This is a genomic window from Thermogemmata fonticola, from assembly GCF_013694095.1.
In the GTDB taxonomy this organism is placed as follows: Bacteria; Planctomycetota; Planctomycetia; order Gemmatales; family Gemmataceae; genus Thermogemmata; species Thermogemmata fonticola.
The window spans coordinates 61712-81141 of the sequence record NZ_JACEFB010000013.1 but is presented as its reverse complement, the minus strand read 5'-3'; the positions used below and the strand labels follow the sequence as shown (position 1 = coordinate 81141).

At 61.9% G+C, this 19430-nt stretch carries 13 protein-coding genes, 1 tRNA gene and 1 pseudogene; 11 read left to right on the top strand and 4 right to left on the bottom strand.

Annotated features, from left to right (window positions below; translation table 11 throughout):
* Window positions 1-96: 96 nt before the first annotated feature.
* Both H0921_RS14495 and H0921_RS14490 read left to right on the top strand, forming a co-directional pair.
* Complete coding sequence (locus H0921_RS14495) at window positions 97-651, top strand: 3'-5' exonuclease (protein ID WP_194539229.1); 555 nt, start codon at window positions 97-99, stop codon at window positions 649-651.
* 248 nt (window positions 652-899) lie between these two features.
* Window positions 900-2513 carry a DUF4339 domain-containing protein gene (locus tag H0921_RS14490; RefSeq protein ID WP_194539228.1) on the top strand — a complete coding sequence of 538 codons (1614 nt, stop codon included), beginning with the start codon at window positions 900-902 and terminating at the stop codon, window positions 2511-2513.
* Between the two features lie 217 nt (window positions 2514-2730).
* On the opposite strand, the gene nuoH is transcribed toward H0921_RS14490, so the two are convergent.
* Window positions 2731-3951 (bottom strand): NADH-quinone oxidoreductase subunit NuoH, encoded by a 1221-nt coding sequence (gene nuoH / locus H0921_RS14485; RefSeq protein WP_315851911.1) that lies wholly within the window; start codon window positions 3949-3951, stop codon window positions 2731-2733.
* Between the two features lie 137 nt (window positions 3952-4088).
* Here nuoH and scpB point away from each other — a divergent pair, with 137 nt between their 5' ends.
* The 4 genes from scpB (at window position 4089) to H0921_RS14465 (ending at window position 7200) form a co-directional block, all read left to right on the top strand.
* The gene (scpB, locus tag H0921_RS14480) at window positions 4089-4763 is read left to right on the top strand and encodes an SMC-Scp complex subunit ScpB (RefSeq protein ID WP_194539227.1); all 675 of its coding nucleotides are present in this window, start codon (window positions 4089-4091) and stop codon (window positions 4761-4763) included.
* Window positions 4764-5011: 248 nt separating this feature from the next.
* Window positions 5012-6040, top strand: coding sequence for a sulfate ABC transporter substrate-binding protein (locus H0921_RS14475; protein ID WP_194539226.1), 1029 nt, complete (start codon window positions 5012-5014; stop codon window positions 6038-6040).
* A 224-nt stretch (window positions 6041-6264) separates the two neighbouring features.
* Window positions 6265-6573, top strand: a complete 309-nt coding sequence (locus H0921_RS14470; RefSeq protein WP_194539225.1) for a hypothetical protein — start codon at window positions 6265-6267, stop codon at window positions 6571-6573.
* Between the two features lie 542 nt (window positions 6574-7115).
* Window positions 7116-7200 (top strand) — tRNA-Leu (locus H0921_RS14465).
* A 481-nt stretch (window positions 7201-7681) separates the two neighbouring features.
* On the opposite strand, the gene H0921_RS14460 is transcribed toward H0921_RS14465, so the two are convergent.
* Window positions 7682-8707 (bottom strand): DUF1559 domain-containing protein, encoded by a 1026-nt coding sequence (locus H0921_RS14460; protein ID WP_194539224.1) that lies wholly within the window; start codon window positions 8705-8707, stop codon window positions 7682-7684.
* Between the two features lie 334 nt (window positions 8708-9041).
* Between H0921_RS14460 and nikR the strand changes: the two genes are divergently transcribed.
* Window positions 9042-9614 (top strand): nickel-responsive transcriptional regulator NikR, encoded by a 573-nt coding sequence (gene nikR / locus H0921_RS14455; protein ID WP_194539223.1) that lies wholly within the window; start codon window positions 9042-9044, stop codon window positions 9612-9614.
* 32 nt (window positions 9615-9646) lie between these two features.
* Here the strand turns inward: nikR and H0921_RS18565 are convergent.
* Together H0921_RS18565 and H0921_RS14445 are read right to left on the bottom strand one after the other, a co-directional pair.
* Window positions 9647-9841 (bottom strand): annotated as a pseudogene (locus H0921_RS18565) (hypothetical protein); the annotation flags it as partial.
* 12 nt (window positions 9842-9853) lie between these two features.
* Window positions 9854-10168 (bottom strand): hypothetical protein, encoded by a 315-nt coding sequence (locus H0921_RS14445; protein ID WP_194539222.1) that lies wholly within the window; start codon window positions 10166-10168, stop codon window positions 9854-9856.
* 560 nt (window positions 10169-10728) lie between these two features.
* Between H0921_RS14445 and H0921_RS14440 the strand changes: the two genes are divergently transcribed.
* The 4 genes from H0921_RS14440 to H0921_RS14425 all read left to right on the top strand — a co-directional run bounded on the left by H0921_RS14440 (window position 10729) and on the right by H0921_RS14425 (window position 19402).
* Entirely contained in the window at window positions 10729-14373 is a 3645-nt protein-coding gene (locus tag H0921_RS14440) for a tetratricopeptide repeat protein (RefSeq protein WP_194539221.1), read from the top strand.
* Window positions 14374-14520: 147 nt separating this feature from the next.
* Window positions 14521-16992, top strand: a complete 2472-nt coding sequence (locus tag H0921_RS14435) for an FG-GAP repeat domain-containing protein (RefSeq protein WP_194539220.1) — start codon at window positions 14521-14523, stop codon at window positions 16990-16992.
* Between the two features lie 86 nt (window positions 16993-17078).
* Window positions 17079-18584, top strand: coding sequence for an outer membrane protein assembly factor BamB family protein (locus H0921_RS14430; RefSeq protein ID WP_194539219.1), 1506 nt, complete (start codon window positions 17079-17081; stop codon window positions 18582-18584).
* 143 nt (window positions 18585-18727) lie between these two features.
* Window positions 18728-19402, top strand: a complete 675-nt coding sequence (locus H0921_RS14425) for a YdjY domain-containing protein (protein WP_194539218.1) — start codon at window positions 18728-18730, stop codon at window positions 19400-19402.
* Window positions 19403-19430 lie beyond the last annotated feature (28 nt).

Sequence of the window (19430 nt, the reverse complement as noted above, 5' to 3'; positions counted from 1 at the left end):
GGAATGGGTGCTCAAAGCTTGCTAAGGTGTGGAGCGATCGTCAGCGGAAGGAGGACCTGATCACCTCACGCGGGGCGGGACAGGCCGAGGTGCCCCATGCGAATAGCTTACGCCTACTACCTCATGGCGGACCTGGAGGCGACCTGCGCGGAGGACGGAACTATTCCGCCGCAGGAGATGGAAATCATCGAGATCGGAGCGGTCCTCCAGAGTGCCCGCACCTTCGAGATCGTCTCGGAATTCCAGACACTCGTCCGTCCCGTCCGGCACCCAGAACTCACTCCCTTCTGCACCCAATTGACGGGGATCACCCCCGCGGACATCGCCCAGGCTCCGCCGTTCCCCGAAGCTCTGGAGGCCATGAAAAGGTGGCTCTCCCCCTTTTCCGATTGGCTCTTCTGCTCTTGGGGCGACTACGACCGTAAACAGTTCCTCCAGGACTGCGCCTTCCACGGAGTCGCGTATCCCTTCTCTTCGGGGCACCTGAATCTCAAGGCGGAGCTATCCCGCGTCCTGGGGCTGCCCAAGCGGCTGAGCCTCGGCGAGGCACTCCGCTACTTGGGGATGGAGTTTGAGGGTTCCCCTCACCGCGGTTTGGATGACGCCCGCAACATCGCACGGATTGTGCGGCGGGTCTGTCAGGGGGTGTAACGGTCCACCATCGGGGCGTAGAGCCATTGATCGCCTTCACTTTCGAGACGGGTCTGTTCTGCCGCAGAGTAACACGCCTGCCGGGTGGAGTTTGTTGGGGCAACGGCTGCCAAGCGGCGAAAGTTCTACTGATTGCGAGGCTTGCTGGGGGGAGATATATTGCGAAGCGGCGGAAGGCGGACTAATCTGATAGCAACTTTGTCCCCAGGAACGGCCAGCGGAAGGGGTTTCCAGCTCCCAGCACGACCATGAATGAGATTTGGTATTTTGCCCGCGCGGGAACGCAGATCGGGCCGGTGACGTTGGAGCAGCTTCGCGCCGAGATCGCTTCCGGCCGGTTGAGTCGGTGGGATTTGGTCTGGCGGCAAGGGATGCCCCAGTGGGTGGAAGCGGGGCAGGTCGCGGAATTGCTGCCGTATTTCCCGCCGCAGGGAGTTATCACCTCCTGGCCTGGCACTCCGGCTGGTTATGCGCCCGCTCCTCCGCCGATGCCGGGGATGGCTCCCCCTCCTCCTAGCGGTTATGGACCGGCTTACGGTCCTCCCTACGGAGTACCGCAGGCTCCTTCCCCCTACCCGCCGCCGGACCCCTTCGCCTGGTTCAAGGCCTTTTGGGGCCGCATGCTGCTTCACTGGCAGCGGCTCTTCGCCGGCCATCCGGAATCGATGGTCCCCCAGGCCCAGGAGCAGGCGCAATTGGCCCAAGCGGGGTTGCAGGGCCGTCCGGCGGCTTACGCTCTCTGGCGGCAGGCGGCGCTTTGGATCGCCTCCAGTTTTGCCGGATTGGCCGCCGTGTTGCAATTGCTTCACTTGATTAATGACAAACAGGGGCGCGAAGACCTGACCAGCTTTGGCGTGGCCGTGCAATTTCTCATTCCCCTAGCCACGTTGATCCTGGCCGGCAGCGCCGCCAGTGCTGCCTACCTGTTCCATCAGTACCGCCAGTCGTTCCGCTATGTGGTTTGGGGCGGCGGCTTGGCCCTCGGCATCCCGCTGATTCTGGTTTTTAGTCCCGCGGAATGGCTCATTGCCATCCCCCAGACACCACAGACGACCGTAGCGGAAGTCCAAGCCCAGCGCATGGTCCTCAACCTGATCTTGGGCTTGCAGTTTTACATGACGATCATGCCCCTGGTGCTGTCCTTGTTACCGGCGCTCAGTCGCGGCTGCTGGCGGATCAAAATGTTCTATCCGGCGGCTACCGTACCGGGCTGGGGAATGGTTGCCAGCATTCCCCTTTTCGTGCTGTTGACCTGGGCCACCCTCGTGTTGATCTACCACGCCATCGGCAATGCTCTGCTGCTTATCAGCTTGATCTTGTGGATCGGCGCTCCGATCGTTTACCTGGCCCAATATCGCTTGTTGGTCCAACCCTTAGCGTACCGGGAGGATGTCGAGCAGCTCATCCGCTTGCAGCGCATTGTGCTGACGCTCACCCTGGTCGGCGTAGTCCTGCTGATCATCTATCTGTTCACCACGAAAATTGGGGAGCAGCATTTGCTCGGCTTCGACGAGCGCCATTCTCTGGTCCAGGTGTGGAACATGCAAATCCATGCGATGTGGATGGAGTATGTCGGCCGACTGCTCTTTTTTAGTGTGCTTTTTGCCGATGTGGTGCTCCAGGTGCAGCACAGCCATTGGTATCAAGAGCGGTTGTTCCGCCTGCGGCCGGATGCGCGGGACTTCGATCTGCAAATGCTGGCCTTGGCCCCGCTGCTGGGCGTCGCCATTCCCTCCAGCGTGGAGAAAACTCTCGCACCGCCTCCCCCTTCCCCGGCCCCAGCAGCTCCAGCGGAACCGCCTCGCGAGAAGTCCGAGGAACCGGCGGAGTTACCCGATCTGCCCGCGTCAGAGACCACCTGAGTAACACCCCAAAGCCCAACACCACTCCAAGGCTTGCCGTTCCCTGCCAAGAGTAACCGCTTCTCTCAGATGAACCATTTTTCTCCAGCAATCCCATTCCCCTCCAGGAATTCCGGAAAGAATCCTCTTCTTTTGGGACAGGAAGCCAGCTGGGACAGGAAGCCAGCCCGCCCGGCACATTTCCCCAGTGGAAATGCTCTCGCTCCTTGGGCCCGATTCAGGAGCGTCCCAGGGGCAAAGCGGATAATGGTTGCCCCTTCCAGGCGCCGGGAAGCTCGCCCCGGCGGGCATTCTGCGGCAAGGGACGTAGGACGCTGATCAGAAGCGTGAGTAAGCCTAGAGCCGTCAGACCGGCGAGAAGGTAGCGGACCCACCGGCCCCACTCCGCCGGCACCGCTAGTTGCCAGAGGCACACACCTGCCATAAGCACGCAACTGATCGGCAGCAGGTAGAACAGGCAGGTCTCCATGACCTGGTCGATGCGCAGCCGCGGCAAAGTCCAGCGCAGCCACATCATCACGAGGACCAAAAGCCAGCATTTGGCCACGAACACGCCGACGTTGAGCAGGTTCCCCCAGAGCGGCCCCCAAGTTTCCGCCGGTTCCCAAGGGAGCAACCCGCTGTGCCAACCGCCCAGGTACAGATGCGCCGCCAAGCCGCTGACCGCGAACATGCTCCCGTATTCCGCTAGGAAAAAGATCGACCAGCGAAAACCGCTATACTCGGTGTGGAAACCGGCCACGAGTTCGCTCTCGGCTTCCGCCAAATCGAAGGGTGCACGCTTGCAACTGGCCGTCGCCGTGATGAAAAACACGAAAAAGGCGAGATAGGTGAACGGATCGTGAAAGATGTTCCATTCCCAGAATCCCCCCGTTTGCTGGCGGGCGATCTGATGCAGGTCCAACGTTCCAGCCAGGCATATGGGAATGACCACGCACAAGGAGCGCGGTACCTCATAACTGACCACCTGGGCGGCTTCCCGCACTCCGCCAAAGAGGGACCACTTGCTGCCCGAAGCGTATCCCGCCAGGACCACTCCAAACACTTCGCTGGACAGCACCGCCAGCATGAAGAAGACCGCCACGGACAGCTCCCAGCCCACCAGGCCATACCCGAAGGGCAAGGCGAGAAACCCCGTAAAGCTGGCACAAAAAGCCAGATAGGGGGCCAGGCGGAAGAGGAAACGGTCCGCCCCCGCCGGAGCGTGGTCTTCCTTGGCCAGCAGCTTGATCGCATCCGCCAGCGATTGCAACAAGCCAAAGGGTCCCACCCGCGAGGGTCCCAGCCGATCCTGAATGCGCCCGGACACTTTGCGCTCGGCCCAGATCGCTAAAAAGGCCGACAAACCGACAAAGCCAAACAGCAGTGCCGCGGCGGTCCCAGCGGCGGCCAGCACATTCCACGGCTTGTCCAAATACCCGGACCAGAACTCCAGCACAGCTTGCCCCTTTCGTTCTGCCAGGCGTTCCCCTTCCCCTCGACAGAGCGCCTTTTATCAGATATGTAGAGAATCTCCCAGCGATGGCATCCAGGCGTTGAGGAACCGCCGAAGCTCCCAGCAGTGAGGAACGGAGCATGGTCCATCGGCTTGCTTTGGGGACGAGCCGCCGGTGGGGAGTAGCAACCCGCCGTCCGGCACATGTGCGCCCTGCCGATCTGCCCAATCGTGGGCCATGGCTGCGGACCCGCCTTCGAGCACCGGCTGCCGCGGATGATCCCCTGGCCCGCGATCCCCTCTTGGCCCGCCTGGAGGCGGTGCTTTTGCTCGCCGACGAACCTCTGAGTCTCAAGCGGCTCACCGAAGCCGCCTTGCTTCCGGACACCGCCGCCACGGCACAACTGCTCGCACGTCTGGAGCAGCTTTACGACGCCGACCAGACAGCGTTCCAAATCGCCGAAGTGGCCGGGGGATATCAGTTACTCACCCGCGCCGTTTATCATCCCTGGCTGGCCCGCCTCCGACACACGGGCCGTGACTTGCACCTCGGCCCCGCCGCCTGGGAGACCCTCGCCCTCATCGCTTACAAACAGCCGATCACGCGAGCCGAAATCGAAAAAATCCGTGGCACCCAAGCCGTCGAACCTTTGCGCGTCCTTCTGGAAAAGGGATTGGTCCAGGTCGTCGGGCGGCAAGATTCCCTCGGCCGGCCCCAACTCTACGGTACCACCCGCCGGTTCCTCCAACTTTTTGGCCTGAAATCTCTTGAAGACTTGCCCCACATCCACGCCCTGAAAAAACCGCCCTCCTGACCAGCCTCCACAATGCATCCTCCAGAACGGCACACCCCAACGGACCCCAAACCGATGCCCTTCCCCCCGCTCGGTTCCTTTCGCGCCAACGGCGCCACAAGACCCCGCGGCAGGCGGCCCCCCCGCGGCACTTGGCCAAAATGGAAGGGATGAGAGGCGAATGATGGTAAGTTTTTGCAATCGCTTTCTACATAAGATCAAGAATCGATCCATCGCCAACATGTGCGGGGATGACTAGAGTGAAATATATGAAGCTATGGACTTCTCGATGCGTGACGCGGCGGGGTTTCTTCCACACCCTGGCGGCGGGTGCCTTGACACTCGGAGGCGGCTGCTCCGGCCGGGGTCGAGGGGCGGAACTGCTCCATGCCTCCTTCGATGCGACGCGGGAGTTGTACCGCAAAATTAACCAGGCCTTCGCAGAACATCGGCAGCAACAGGGCCAAGAGCCGGTGCGCATCAAAATGTCCCATGGCGGCTCCGGCGCTCAAGCCCGGGCAGTCCTCGATGGCCTCCCTGCTCACGTCGTATCCCTGGCCTTGTGGCTGGATATCGACACCATTGTGCGCAAAGGTCTGATAGAACCTTCGTGGGAGTCTCAATTTCCGCATCGTTCATTGCCGTATATCTCCACGGTTGTCTTTGTCGTGCGGCAGGGGAACCCCTGGAACATTCGCGATTGGCCGGATTTGCTCCAGGATCAGCTCCGCATCGTGACGGCCAATCCGAAAACCAGCGGCGGCGCCCGCCTGAACATGCTGGCCGCCTGGCTGAGCGTGACCGCTCGTGGGGGGAGCTTCCCAGAGGCGAAAGACTTCCTCACCCGCTTGCTGCGCAAAGTGCCTGTGCTAGACAGCGGAGCACGCGGGGCCGCCCTGACCTTCGCACGCAAGGGCATCGGGGACGTTCTGCTCACTTGGGAAAACGAGGCCTATCTGCAACAACGCGAACTCCGCGGCCGGGTCGAAATCGTCCATCCCCCCTTGAGCGTCCAGGCCGAACCCCCTGTGGCCGTGGTCCACGCCAACGCCCGGCAAGCCGGCGCGGAGGAACTCGCCCACAACTACATCCGCTTCCTCTATTCACCGGTGGCACAAAACATCATCGCCGAGCAATATCTCCGCCCCGTTCATTGGACTGAAGACCCACGCTTTACCCCTATGCAACTTCTCCGTCCTGTGGATCCCCAACATCAACTGGGCGATTGGCATAACATCCAGAAGCAGTTCTTCGCCGAGGGAGGATTGATCGACCAGATTTTCCGAGAGATCTCCTAAATACCATTTTCCCCCGCCTCCGTGCCGTCTGACCTTACCGATCTGCATATCGGCTTTGGTATGAAAAAAATCGAAATTTCTCTTTCCACTTCTCTGGATGTGGTATATATGATACTGACGAGAGGAATAACAGAGGTAAAGGGAACTGGTATTGTGGAGTCCGTTCCCGTGGTCGGAAGCCCTATCTGTGTTTTTCTAACCCGTATTGTGTGAGGTACGCTCCAATGGCCAAGAAGTCAGAAAAGTCGGCGGAGAGCGGTGAGAAGCGCAGCATCAGCCAGATGCAAATGGTGCGGCTGGCGATGCAAGCCAAAGGACCGGATGCCAAACCCGGTGAATTGCAGGAATACATCCTCAACGAGTTTCACCACGAACTGCCCACCAATCTCATCAGCAACTACAAATCCCAGATCAAGCGCCAATCCGGAGGCGGGCGGCGCCAACCGCAAATCGAGGACCTGGAAACCGTCCGCAACCTGATCAAACGCCTGGGAGCAGATCAGGTCAAGCGGCTTGTGGATGTTCTCGCCTGATCCCTCTTGCCCTTCAACGTAATCCGTATACCCACCGCCGTGATAGCTTTTATCAGGGCGGTGGCTCTCTTTTCTATACTCTCCCCTTCTGCCAAGCCGAATAGATGACTACACCATTCCCACGTCCACCCTGCCACCGCTGCCGGTGTGGACCTCATATGCACGCTTCATATCTCACTCCCTCTCCCTGGACCTTTGTGGAATCAGATTCACCCTGTGTCCGCAAATCTATCCTTCCTCAGAGCCATCTCCTCAAGGGCCAACATTATGTCTCCCACCTCCTCGGATCGCTGGGATTCCCTTTCAGGTTCGTGCCCAATTTCACCACCGCCGCGATCACTTGCCGCCTGCTTTTTCACCTTGAGGCCCTATGATGGGTTGCTCTTTTGAAAGCCTTGGAGAAATAGGACTAGGGAAGCGCAAGAGGGCAGGCGGACACTCCTCTCCGCGGGACGGCCCCAAGAGGGATACCCCCTCAGCGGGACACGGGAGGTGGCACCGGAACGGAATCGGCGTAAAATGGTCCAGAGACGAACCAGCCAGGGTGAGTGGTGGAATCGGAAGACACAAGGGACTTAAAATCCCTTGCCCCACAAGGGCGTGCGGGTTCGAGTCCCGCCTCACCCAGTGGACATGCCTTTCTGGCAATTCCCACCGTCAGCGCGAGAGAAAAGCCGCTTCCAGGCCCTGTCCCGATCGGGGATGCCGCAATCTCTGCCGGCCTCCGAAAAGTCGCTCCAGCGTGGAATCCGCCAAGCGGTGGAGCTGAATCAGGGGTGGGACAGCCCTCCTCCCCGGCAAAGCGGCACGGCCACCAGCAGGTGGAAATGTCAGGACCTGGCGACAGCCAGGACGGAGATGAGGCTGGGGCGGGCGGGATAGGAGAAAAGGAGAGAGGGAGGGCAATCCGGCCCCCTCCTCCGCCCCGCTGCGGAGGGGCAGTTGGATGGCCAAGGCCGAGTGTGTTCAGATGTTCTAATCTCGTCGGATTGTCAAGAGGCCGCTCGATAAGGGACAGGCGGCTGCTGGTCCAAGCAGCGGGGGGACATGGCCCAGGCGGCGGAAGGGACCAGGCAGGAAAGGGTTGTGAGTCAGGAGGCGGCTCCCCCTACCAATCGTTGCTGATGACTTCCCCTCCGGCACGGGTTGCGACGGCCATCCAGGTGGGCAGGCTGATGGAGTTGGTCACGAAGCGAACGCTGCCGTCACCAAGGAGCAGATTGACGCCGTTGGCGTGAAAGCTCCGCGCCGCTTTACGGCCGGGATTGCTGTGACGGATGCAGTCCGGGATGGTGCTGTTGGGCGGCAAGATGTGGTTGTACAAGCCAGTGGGAAGCGCGCCGTCGGCCCAGGTGGAATTGCGCGTCGGGCGCCAGGGTCCGGCACTGGAACAGGCGGCATCGGAGTAGGTGTCCGCGGTCCCTAGCATGCGGTACCAGGTGCGATAATCCGGCGGGGTGGCGGAGGTCACATCCGCACCGCCCGGTCCGAGGGACGACTCGGAGAACGCCGCCGTGTTGCTTAGGCCATCCCGGACATCCGTCGGCTTCACCTTGGAGTTGGCGTAGAAGATGCCGTCCCCTACGGTGGCATCCGGCACGCTGCCCGCGCAAGCCACGTAATTCGACGGTCCCCGGCCCTGCACCACGGGCACATTGGCCGGATCGCTGGGGCAAAGAAACGTCGGCACAATCGCCGCCACCGCTGCCCGATTCTGGGGAAACACACTGTAAGGCGGATTGGACAAGGGACCGCCAAACAGCGGCACCGTCAAATCCAGGGCGTTATATACGTTCGTCTGCTCCAGGTACGGCGTCAGTTGGGCGAGGGCGGACCAGCGGAAGTGGCCCGGCGGCACGGTGCCCCCCTCTCCCGGCCATTGCTGGATCAAGTAGGCCGACGGGAAGGCTTGCCGGGCACACTCGTAGTTGTGCAAGGCCAAGCCGATCTGCTTGAGATTGTTCTGACACTTGATCCGAGCGGCGGCATCCCGCACTTTCTGCACTGCGGGGAGCAGCAGGCCGATGAGGATTGCAATGATGGCAATTACCACGAGCAGTTCGATCAGGGTGAATCCGCTTCTCGTCGGTGTAGCCCAGCGGCAGCACACACCGCGTCCCTGTCTCTTCGGCATAGCTTGGTCTCCTTTTTCTCCGCTTTCTGTGGAACAGTCCCCGCTGGCCGCGCGATTCGCGTTGTCTCTCCCCCACGGGCAAGAGGGAATATGGCGCGGTCTCCGCGAGTGTGAAAAACCTGAAAATTGTAATACTGCCGGACATCCGGGCTGTCTAGAAAAATCCCACCACTTCCCCAAACGAACCGCCCTGCAATAGGACAGAAGCTACAATGGCTGACACCACACGATTCTTTCGACAGTCTGGAAGGAAGGGGCAGGACGTTCCTACGGGCTTGGGGTCCAACGGGAAAGGAAATAAGGCATCGTCGAAGATGCGGGAGGGGAAGCATCCATGTCCGAACTGGCACGTTTTTCCGTGTCCCTGGAAGCGGAGTTGCTCCGCGCCTTCGATCAGTACGTTCGTGCCGGCGCTTTTGCGACACGGAGCGAAGCCATTCGCCAATTGCTCCTGGAATCCCTGACGCGCAAGAGTTTCGCCGCCGATCAAGCGCCGGTATTAGCCACGCTGACGTTGGTGTACGAACACCATCGGCCCCACCTGGTCGAGAAGCTGCTAACGTTGCAGCATGAACATGCCGAGCAGGTGATCGCCACGATGCACGTGCATATGGACCAGGATCGCTGCCTTGAAGTGCTGGTGCTGCGAGGCCGCGGGCGGGAGTTGGTACGCTTGGCGGAGTCTTTGCGGGGTCTCAAAGGCGTCCACCGGGGCGAACTGACTCTAGCGGAAACGGCTCAGCCGCCCACGGAGGTGGCGAGTACGGCATCACCGCCGGAGCAGGCTCACACTCATCCCCCTTCGCCGCATGCCCACGCCCATCCCCATCCCCATCCGCGTAGCTCTCGTGCCTCCACCCCAACGCCGAGGGTCAAGCAGAGTGAGAGACGAACATCTCGGCGCTGATTCGGCCAGCCGCGGGGGAGATTCCATCGACGTCATGACAGCCTGCGTCCCCTTGTCTGGCATCCCTTGACCAAAAGAAGCGATAGACCAGGGCGTGGTTTGGAGCCCTCTGACGGAGAGAAGCGACGGACCAGGGTGTGGCCTTCCTGTCTCAATCTCTTCTTCGAGGCGGCCTGAACAGTACAGTGGAAGCGTCGACTAGCGGTGGAAGTGTCAATTGTTGATTGGCGGTGGAAGTGTCAATTGTTACTGCTGAAGTTGAAGCGAGGGAGCGCATCGCGGCGGAGGGGGTCCTGGAGAAAGCGGCGGTAACAATCGGAACAGAGGTCGAAGCGCATTTGCTTGCGTTCCGGGGGTGGCGATGGTTCCTGCACCAATCCGGCCTCCAACGCCTGGAGATAGCGCGCCATGTCTTCGACATGGTCATCCTGCAAGTCCTCCTCTTGCAAGAGCGCAGGGGCGGGGGCAGCAAAGGCTTCCATTTTGAGCACAAACCGCCTCGTTCCTTCGGGTGTCAAATCCTTGCCACACAGATCGCAGGAGAAATGCACCATAGCCAGATATCCTTTCGGAATAAGTCATCCCCATCTTGCCGGCTGAGCGGTTGCGTGAGGTTATTGCATTTGCAGCGAGTCCGGCTCCGCAAGTTGTGGCAACCGCTGGGTGCCGTCCTTAACATCATCCCTCGCAGGTTTTTCGCTTCCTGTCAAGCGGAATTTTCTCCCCGGAGCCTTGCTCGATCGCAGAGCTCGCAAGGGGGAAAAAACGAGCCGGGAGGAAAAAAGTAGTTGACACCGAGGGCGGGGATTTCCGACAATGAAATTCGCTGCCCGTGATGTTGGAGCTTCAAGGCGGCCCACCCCCCGGAAAGCACCCCCTCCCCGGCGGGTCGTTGCTGGTCATGGAAGCCGTGAACCCGCCATCGCCGCCCTCCCACAGCGTACGTGTTCCTCGGCAGCTTAGTCCAGGAACGCGACCCAACCTGCTGCCTACGCTGCCACGGATAAGGGAATGCCATCCTGCCCGATACTAGCCCGTGAAGTCCGAATTTTCCTGAACGAGTGGTGTGTGGTAAGTTCCCTCCTCGACCGAGCAAATGCAGGTGAATCCTCCGATGCGTCGCACCGTTTATCACCGCGGGTGGTTTGTGGGTCTGCTGAGCGCGGGGATGCTGGTACTCGTCAATGACGGGCAGAGCCAGAACCCGGCGGACGCTCAAGCGGAGCAGTTACTCCAGGCAGCCCGGAAGGCGTACAACGAGGGGAACGCGTCCTTTGCGGCGGACCGTTTCCGGGAATATCTGCAAAAATTCGGCGGGCATAAGGAGGCGGTCGCAGCGCGCTACGGTCTGGGATTAGCCCTCCTAGACCTGCCGGAGCCGGATTACGCGAGAGCCTTGGAGGCGTTGCAGGGCGCGGCCCAGGATAGCAACTTCCCCCAGCGGGGACACGCCCTCTATTACGCGGGCATAGCCCGGCGGGGAATGGGACAAAAGGAATTGCATCCCGGCTTGCGCAATCCGGCGGAGTTGGCCCAGCGCCAGCAGGCCGCCCTGCCGCACTTCACGGAGGCCGCCCGCCTCTTCGCTCAGGCCGCGGAAGTGCTGGGCAAAAGCCAACCTCCCGCCCCGGACTGGGTGGCGCGCGCCCGCTGCGATCAGGCCGAAATGGAACTGCTTCTGGGCCGGCCCCAGGAAGCCCGCAAAGCGGTCGAACCGTTGGTGACAGGAGGCGACACCAAAGCCGCCTGGCGCCCCCTGGCGTTGTACTATCACGGAGCCGCCTGTTTTCTCCTTGGCGAGACAGCGCAGGCCGCCCGCTCGCTGGACGCCTTAGCACCCTTTGAGCAGCCCTTCGGCCTGCATGCCCGCTACCTGCGCGGCCGCATCCACCTGATCGACGGCGAACTGGCGGAAGCCCACGTCGCGTTCCAGGCCGTGCTCAGCGGCTACGACAAGCGCAAAGCCGAGGCCCTGGAGCTGCTCAAGCAACCGGATCGCTTCCGCACCCAGCCGTGGGAGAAGGCCCATTGGCAAGCGCTGGCGCAACTGCCGCCTCCGGATTACGTCCCCGGCGCCGCCTTCTACGATGCCTGCATTCTCTACGAGACCGGGAAATTCGCGGACGCCCTCCCCAAGCTCCAGGCGTTCGCCAAAGATTACGCCCAATCCCCCTTACGGGATGAAGCCTTGCTCCGCGCCGGTTTCTGCCAGGTCCAACTCAAGCAATGGGAGGAGGCCCAGCGGACGCTGCAACTGCTGGCCAACCATCCGCAACTCGGTCCGCAAGCCCAGTTCTGGATCGGCAAAGCCCGGCTCGGACTAGCCCTGGCGGCAAACCCGAACAACCCCAACGACCGCAACGCCAAGCTCCAGGCCGCGATTGCAGCCCTGCGCGACGCCGTGCAGCGCACCCCAGCGGCAGACGCACCGGCACGGTCCCTGCGCGCCCAAATGATGCTGGAGCTGGCCGACGCCCTGGTCTATGCCCAGCAGCACCGAGAAGCCGCCGCTTTGTACGACCAACTGGTGAACGAAAAAGTCCTGCCGCCGCACAAGCTCCAGGAAGCCCTCGAACGCTCAGCCACAGCCTGGCACCTGGCAGGAGACCTGGCGGCTTCCGACGCCCGCATCACGGCCTTCCTGCAACAGTACCCGCAAAGTCCGTTGCTGCCGTGGGTGCTGTTCCGCAGCGCCGAAAATGCCTATCGCAAGGCGGAGCAGTTGGCCCAGCAAAACAATCCGGCCGCAAGCCAAGCCTTTCAGGACGCCGGCCGCAAGTACGAGGAAGTGGTCAGTAAATATCCAGAGTTCGAGAAGGCAGCCCGCGCGCGTTTGGGCCTCGCTCTATGCCGGATCGCCTTGAAACAATACGAGGAGGCCCTTCCGGCACTGGAGGCCATCCCGGCCCCGGCCCGCACCCAGGAATTGATCGTGGTCTCCTACCTGCTGGCGGACTGCCACCTGCGGACCGCTCCGGAGAAAGCGGAGGACGCCCTGGCGGACAACATGCTGCGGGAAAAACTCACCGCCGCCGCGGCACAACTGGAAACCTTCGTAGCTGCCGCCCCGAAAGCGGAACAGACGCCAGACGCTCTGCTGAAACTCGGCTTGTGTTACAAGCGACTGGCCGCCGGCTTACCCGCCGGCAATGAACGCAATGACCTGCTCAACAAAGGCCGGGCAGCGCTCGAACGGCTTTTGCGGGAGTTTCCCCAGTCAGCGGTGAGCGGTGCGGCGTTGCTGGAACGGGCCAAAATCATGGCCCTGCAAGGCGATAAAGGAGGGGCCATCAACACCCTGCGGCAATTCAGCGGCGATCCCTGGCAGCGTTCGCCGGTCGCCCCGTTGGCCTTCATCAACCTGGCCACTTTGCTGCGGGAACAGAACCAGGCCGCCCAGGCGGCGGACGTGCTCCGCCAGGCCCGCGAGCGATTTGAAGGGCCTCTCAGCAGCGACCCGGCCCGGCGGGATTGGATCGCCCTGCTGCGCTACCATCAGGGGATCGCCTGGGAAGAGGCGGGGAAACTCGCCGAGGCTCGCGTGGCTTTCGAGCAAGCGGTGCAAGCGGCCGGGAACCATCCCCTGGCCGTTGATGCGAGCTACAAGGCGCTCGCCACAGCGGTCGCCGAGAAACGTCGCCGCCTGGAAGAACTCCGCAAAAACCGCGCCCAGCCCAACCTCCCGCCTGATCAGGCTGGGCCGCTGGACAGCCAGATCAAAACTGTCCTCGCCGAGCTAACCCAACTGGCCCGCGACCTGGAAAGCAAAGCGGAACAATATCGCGCCGGTTTCCCCCAGCATCCGGGCCGCGCCCGCATGCTCTACGAGGCGGCTTGGACCCGCCGCTGGGCGGAAGTCGACCCCGCCCCGGCTTACACCCGGCTCATCGCCGAGTTCCCCCAGCACTCGCTCGCCGTCGAAGCCCGGCTGGAATGGTCCGAGCTTTTGGCCGAGGCGGGCAAACTTGACGACGCCATCCAGCACCTCCGCGCCGCCCTGGATGTCGAAACCACGGATCGCCCGGTGTCCCCCGACACCACGGAGCGCCTGCGCTTACGCTTGGGGGCGGTCTTGTTTGACAAGCGGGACTACGCGGCGGCGCAAAACCAATGGGACGCTGTGGCGGCCCAGGAAAAGTCCCCCTACCGGCCGATCGCTCTCTATCGCAGCGGCGAAGCCTTGCTAGCCCAGGGCAAGGCGGAGGAAGCCATCAAGCGCCTGCTCCCCTTCCGCGACCAGCCCCCCTTGCAGAACATCGCCGGCGTGAGCGATCGCGCCGTCCTGCGCCTGGGTCATGCCTACGGCCAGCTCCAGCAGTGGGACCCAGCGCGCCAGACCTTCGAGCAGTGGCTCCAGCGCTTCGGCAACAATAACCGCTGGTCGGTCGATGCCCGCTATGGCCTGGCCTGGGCCTTGCAAAACCTCAATCGCCTGGATGAAGCCGTCGGGCATTACCAGCAGGTCATCCAGCAGACAACGGACGATCGCGCAGCCAAAGCCCGCTTGCAAATCGGCGCGATTCGCGCCCGCCAGGGACGCTGGGCGGAAGCCGGTAAAGAGTTCCAGATGGTCTATTACGCTTACGATCTACCCGATCTGAAGTTTCCCGCCTTGCTGGAACATGCCCGCGTTCTCGTGGAAGAGAAAAAACCGGCCGATGCCGCCAAACTTCTGGAACGCGTCCTCCAGGAGGCCCCCAAAGACAGCCCCTGGTCCAACTTGGCCCGCGAGCGGCTCGGCAAACTGCCCAAGCAGTAGAACCAGCCCGTGTCCCGAAAGCGATCGCCTCAAAGGAGATCAGCCTGCATGCCCCACCCGGCGAATAGCGGTTCGCGCTCACCGATTCCTACTCGCGGACTGTGACGTATATTTGTTGGTACGAACCCCCCAGGAGTACGATCGGCTATGACCCCCCTGCGACATCTCCCCTTGCCCCTGCTGCTGGCCATCCTCGCTGTGGCGTCGATTCTCCCCTGGGCGGAAGCCTACGTGGAAGCCCCGATTACCCTGGGAGACATCGTCCGGCAGTCCACGAACATCGTCCACATGCAGGTGCAAAAGGTGGACCGCGAGAAAAACCTGATCATTTACAAAAAGCTGCGGGACCTCAAGGGGGTCCATCCCCAGGACCCGATCAAGCACAACATTGGCCGGGGCGGACTGCGTCCGGGGGAATGGCAAGAGATCATGAACTGGGCGGAAGTAGGTAAGGAGGCCGTTTTCTTCCACAACGGCGGGGCCAGCGAGACCTACTTCGGCGTGTCCTGGTACCAGGCGTATCCCCAAGGGGAATGGTGGGGGATGTCCCACGGGGAACCCTTCTTGCTGCGGTCCTACGCCGGCAAAGTCGAGCGGCTCCCCGGCATCATCGAGGAGATGCTCGCGGGCAAGGAAGTCATCGTGCCTTGCATGGTCGATGGCGATAAGGAAGCCCTGCATAAGAAGACGGCCCGCATCCAGCGCCTGCGCGCGAGCCTGAAACTGCTCGACTACAACCCAAAGCGAGACTTTGTGGGCTGGGGCGTCGAGGAAATCCGCGCGCTGGAAGGCTACGCCGGCTTCAACAAGTTCGGCACCTTACCCCGGACCGACGGTGAGGCCCAAGCGGTATCCGCCCTCGACTTCAACAACGACGGCAAAGCGGACGTCTGCCTCTGCGCCGCGAGCAAAGTGCTCCTGCTGCAAAACGACGGCGATAGCTTTACGGAAGTGGCGTTGCCGGGTCTGACGGGCGGAGCGCGGGCGGCGGTTTGGGCGGACTACAACGGCGATGGCCTGCCGGATCTGCTCCTGGCCACCGGGAGCGGCCCCCGTCTCTACACCAACTTGGGGGCTGGCAAGTTCCGGGACGACACGCGCCTGCTGCCCCCTTCAGCGCTCGGACTGCCCGCCACAGCCGCAGCTTGGGGCGACTTCGACGCGGACGGCAAGCCGGACCTCGCCATCGCCCACGGCTATCATGGCCTGCGTTTGTACCGCAACAACCGCCCCGCCGATGCTCAACTCCGCTCCGCTCCCCCGAAGCTCGGCGATTGGTATGCCATCGGGCCGTTCCGCCATCCCGGCGGCATGAGCAACTTCGACGCTCGATTCACCCCGGAAACCGAACCCTTTGATCCCAACAAGGTCCACAAAGGCAAGCGGGACATGCCGGTCAAGTGGACGAAAAAGACCTACGCCGACGGCAGCGTCAACAGTCTGGCCGAGTTTGGAAACAATTGCGCCACCTATCTGTACCGCGAGATCGAGGCCGCTGTTCCCACCCGGCTGCCGGTTTCCTTGGGTAGCGATGATACCTTGACCGTCTGGCTCAACGGGGAAAAAATCCTCAGCGAAAACGTGGGCCGGGCCTGCGCTCCCGATCAAAATCGCGCCGTCCTGAACTTGAAAGCAGGCAAGAACACGTTGCTCCTCAAAATCTGCAATGGGAGTGGGGATTACGCTTTTTACTTTGCTGCCGGCGAGCCAGAGCTTGGGGGCGAGCCGTGGTTTCAGGATGTGACTTCGGCGTGGGGTTTGACACCCGACACGCCGGCAGCCCAGTTGCGAGGCGATGCCCTAGCCGTGGCCGACTTCAACGCCGATGGCAAGCCTGACATCCTCTACGCCGCCGGCCAGGGCCTGTTGTTACTCAACGCTGGCGGCCGCTTCACCCTCAAAGCGGACAGCGGCTTGGCCTTCCAAACCGGCAAAGTGGGACCCGTGGTGCTGGACTACGATGGCGACGGCCATCTGGACCTGTTCATCCCCCAGCGCAACGGGCAATGCCTTCTCTTCCGCAACGACGGCACCGGGCGATTCGCCAACATCACGGCTTCCGCGGGCGACCTGGCCAAACCCGTGCCGGGAATGGTAGCGGCGGCGGCGGCGGACTTCAACAACGACGGCAAGCCGGACCTTCTCCTCTGCTGCCTGCGCGGCCCAAATCGGTACCTGGAAAACAACAGCCACGGCGTCTTCACGGACAAAACGGCGGCCATTGGCCTGCATCAGCGCGTCTTCAACTCGCAAGCCGCCACCTTAGCCGACCTCAACGGCGATGGCCGGCTCGACCTGGTGCTGCACAATGAGGGCCAGGAATCCTGCATTCTCTTCGGAGCCATGCCGCTGCCCAACGGCCAAACACCCGTGCAACTCTCCCTCAACGGCACCGCCGTGCTCAATGGCGGACGCGTCATCATCCGCAATGGCAACGGGCAGCCTGTGGCCACAGCCGCCATCGTCGGCGGCCATGGCCGAGGAGGACAGTGCGGCCTCCTGCCGCGCTTCCTCCTGTCGCCGGGGTCCTACAAGATCGAACTGGTCAGCCCAAACGGCGCCGTTACTTCGCGAGACCTGAATGTGGCCGCGACACCGCTTCAGGTCAGATGCCAATGATTCCGAGCAACCGCTCGACAGACTTAACACGCTCAACAGGGAACTTAAGCTCAACAGAAAACCAAGCTCCGAGGGAACCAACTTCTATGAGACGTAATCACATTGCGTGGGGCTGGAATCGGCTGCTATTCGCTCCGAGTTTGGTGCTCGCGCTACCGCTGGTCTGGCCAGGCCGCCAACCGGTAGCAGGGTATCAGGAGTCAGTTTCGGGGTCCCCCCAGCCAGCCTCGGCCTCCGTCCCGCCTCCCTGGGGCACCTACCGGGGCAACCCCCAGCGGACGGGCAACACCGACCAGCGACCCGGCCCGCGCCAGCCGACGGTTCTGTGGATACACAAGTCCCAGGAGCACTTTGTGGCTGCCCCGGTGCCCGTGGGTGATGCCGTCTATGTGTCCGGGATCGGTGCTTTCAATCGGCCTTCCCTCCATCTGTTCGCCCTGGCCGGAGGGAATCCTCCTCCCCTGCGCTGGAGCAAATCCGCCCCGTATCTGAAGCTCCCCAGCGTCAGCTCCCCTGCTGTGGCGGAGGACTGCCTCCTCTTTGGAGATGGAATGCATCAGGACTCCGGCGGCACCTGGCACTGCGTGGATGCCCGCAGCGGCCTGCCGCTTTGGCAATTGCCTCTGCCGGGGGACTTGATCCATCTCGAAGGCGCACCGCTCGTGGTGGGACAACGGGCTTACATGGGAGCCGGTGCTGCGGGTGTGCTGGCCATCCAATGGAACACTGCCGTGCTCGAAGGAAAGGAATACGATCTTGCCGCCGTCCGCCAGCGGCAACAGCAGCGCTGGAAAGAACTGCTCGCCCGTTATGAGGAAGACAAGAAAAAAGACCCGGACTTCGCCATTCCCCCTGACGACAGCCAACTGCTGAAGTTCACCCCCAAAAAACTTTGGCAGAAAGGCCAGAACCAGTGGCACGTGGACGCACCCCTCAACGTGAGCGGCGAACTTCTTTTGGTACCATCGGCGTTTCTGGACAAGGAAAAAGTGGGCGAGCGCGGCCTCCTGGCCCTCCGTGCGGATAACGGAGAGATTGTCTGGAAAGCCCGGCTCGAATACAACCCGTGGGGCGGAGCCACAGTGGCGGGCGAAACGATCCTCGTGCCTGGCAGCTCCATCGGCTACTACTACAAGGAACTGCGGGCGGCCAAAGGCGATCTGACAGCTCTGGATCGCAAAACGGGCCAGGTCCGCTGGCGTAAGGAAATCCCCACCGGCGGCATCGTCAGTTGCGTGGCCGTTCACAATGGCCTGGCGATCGCCGCCGCCACCGATGGCAAAGTCCGCGCCTTCTCCGTCACAGACGGCGAACGCGCCTGGCTCTACGACTGCAAGGCCCCGCTCTTTGCTCCGCCCGCCATCGCAGGAGAAGCAGTGTACGTCGCCGACCTCACAGCCACGGTGCATGCGCTCGATCTCAAAACTGGTCGGCCGCTCTGGACCTACCCCTTGGCGAAAGATATCGGCAATCCCGGCATGGTTTACGGCGGTGTCACGGTTCACGGGGGTAAGCTCATTGTCGCCACCTGCAACCTGGAAGGCCCTTATCTGGGCAAACCCACCGCTGTCGTCTGTTTGGGGAGCCGCTGAGCTTTGACCCCGGCAGCGGGGAGCGGACTCCAGCGAGGATCGTTCCCCGGAAAAAGTCGATAACCATGCCGCTAGCGGAGTCTGGATCACAGGCACAATTTTCGCGGTCGGAAAACGGAATGACGAGGAAAGGACGGATTGCCATGAAACGCTTTCTGCTCATCTTCGCTTTGCTCTTCGGAATGCACACCGTGATCGCCCAGGAGTCGAAATCCGGAGGGATCACCGTCGATCCGAAAAAGCGGCAGGTGATCATCGAGGCCAAGGTGGCCCCTCGGCAGCTTCCTCACCTGGATAAGGTCTATCCCATCGAACTGATTGCCGGCTGGCCCCACCCCAAGGGGAAAAAGGCCCACGAAATCGTGGTCAGCGTGGATGTGATGCCTTCCCAGGTGCACAAAGCCCTGGAGCAATTGGGCCTCAAGCCGGGAAAACCGGCCAAAGGGGAAGGCGCTAAAGCCGAAGGGCCAATCGTGCAGGTGTACCTAGAAGTTCCTGATGCCGCCGGAGAATACAAACGCGTGCCCCTGGAAAAAGTCCTCTGGGACCCGAAAACCCGCAAAGCTCCCCCGAAAATGACCTTCCTCTTTACCGGCTCCGTCCTCAGTCCCCGCGACCCGAACAAACCGGAGGACAAGGTTTACGGCGCGGACTTGACCGGCTCCCTCATTTGCCTTTTCCCCGTCACCGATGAAGTCGTCCTGCAAACCACCTGGACCATGAAAGAGGAAAAATTCCTCAAACTCGACGTGAACCCCGATGCCCTCCCGAAAGTGGGCACTGCGGTCCGCCTGATCCTGGAAGTTCCTTCCCCTTGATGGATTCTTCACCGGCGAACCTCTCACC

Bases quoted from the DNA above. Each gene is read 5' to 3' on its own strand.
- H0921_RS14495 (WP_194539229.1), top strand. From the start codon at position 97: ATGCGAATAGCTTACGCCTACTACCTCATGGCGGACCTGGAGGCGACC.
- H0921_RS14490 (WP_194539228.1), top strand. From the start codon at position 900: ATGAATGAGATTTGGTATTTTGCCCGCGCGGGAACGCAGATCGGGCCG.
- scpB (WP_194539227.1), top strand. From the start codon at position 4,089: ATGGTCCATCGGCTTGCTTTGGGGACGAGCCGCCGGTGGGGAGTAGCA.
- H0921_RS14475 (WP_194539226.1), top strand. From the start codon at position 5,012: ATGAAGCTATGGACTTCTCGATGCGTGACGCGGCGGGGTTTCTTCCAC.
- H0921_RS14470 (WP_194539225.1), top strand. From the start codon at position 6,265: ATGGCCAAGAAGTCAGAAAAGTCGGCGGAGAGCGGTGAGAAGCGCAGC.
- H0921_RS14460 (WP_194539224.1), bottom strand. From the start codon at position 8,707: ATGCCGAAGAGACAGGGACGCGGTGTGTGCTGCCGCTGGGCTACACCG.
- nikR (WP_194539223.1), top strand. From the start codon at position 9,042: ATGTCCGAACTGGCACGTTTTTCCGTGTCCCTGGAAGCGGAGTTGCTC.
- H0921_RS14445 (WP_194539222.1), bottom strand. From the start codon at position 10,168: ATGGTGCATTTCTCCTGCGATCTGTGTGGCAAGGATTTGACACCCGAA.
- H0921_RS14440 (WP_194539221.1), top strand. From the start codon at position 10,729: ATGCGTCGCACCGTTTATCACCGCGGGTGGTTTGTGGGTCTGCTGAGC.
- H0921_RS14435 (WP_194539220.1), top strand. From the start codon at position 14,521: ATGACCCCCCTGCGACATCTCCCCTTGCCCCTGCTGCTGGCCATCCTC.
- H0921_RS14430 (WP_194539219.1), top strand. From the start codon at position 17,079: ATGAGACGTAATCACATTGCGTGGGGCTGGAATCGGCTGCTATTCGCT.
- H0921_RS14425 (WP_194539218.1), top strand. From the start codon at position 18,728: ATGAAACGCTTTCTGCTCATCTTCGCTTTGCTCTTCGGAATGCACACC.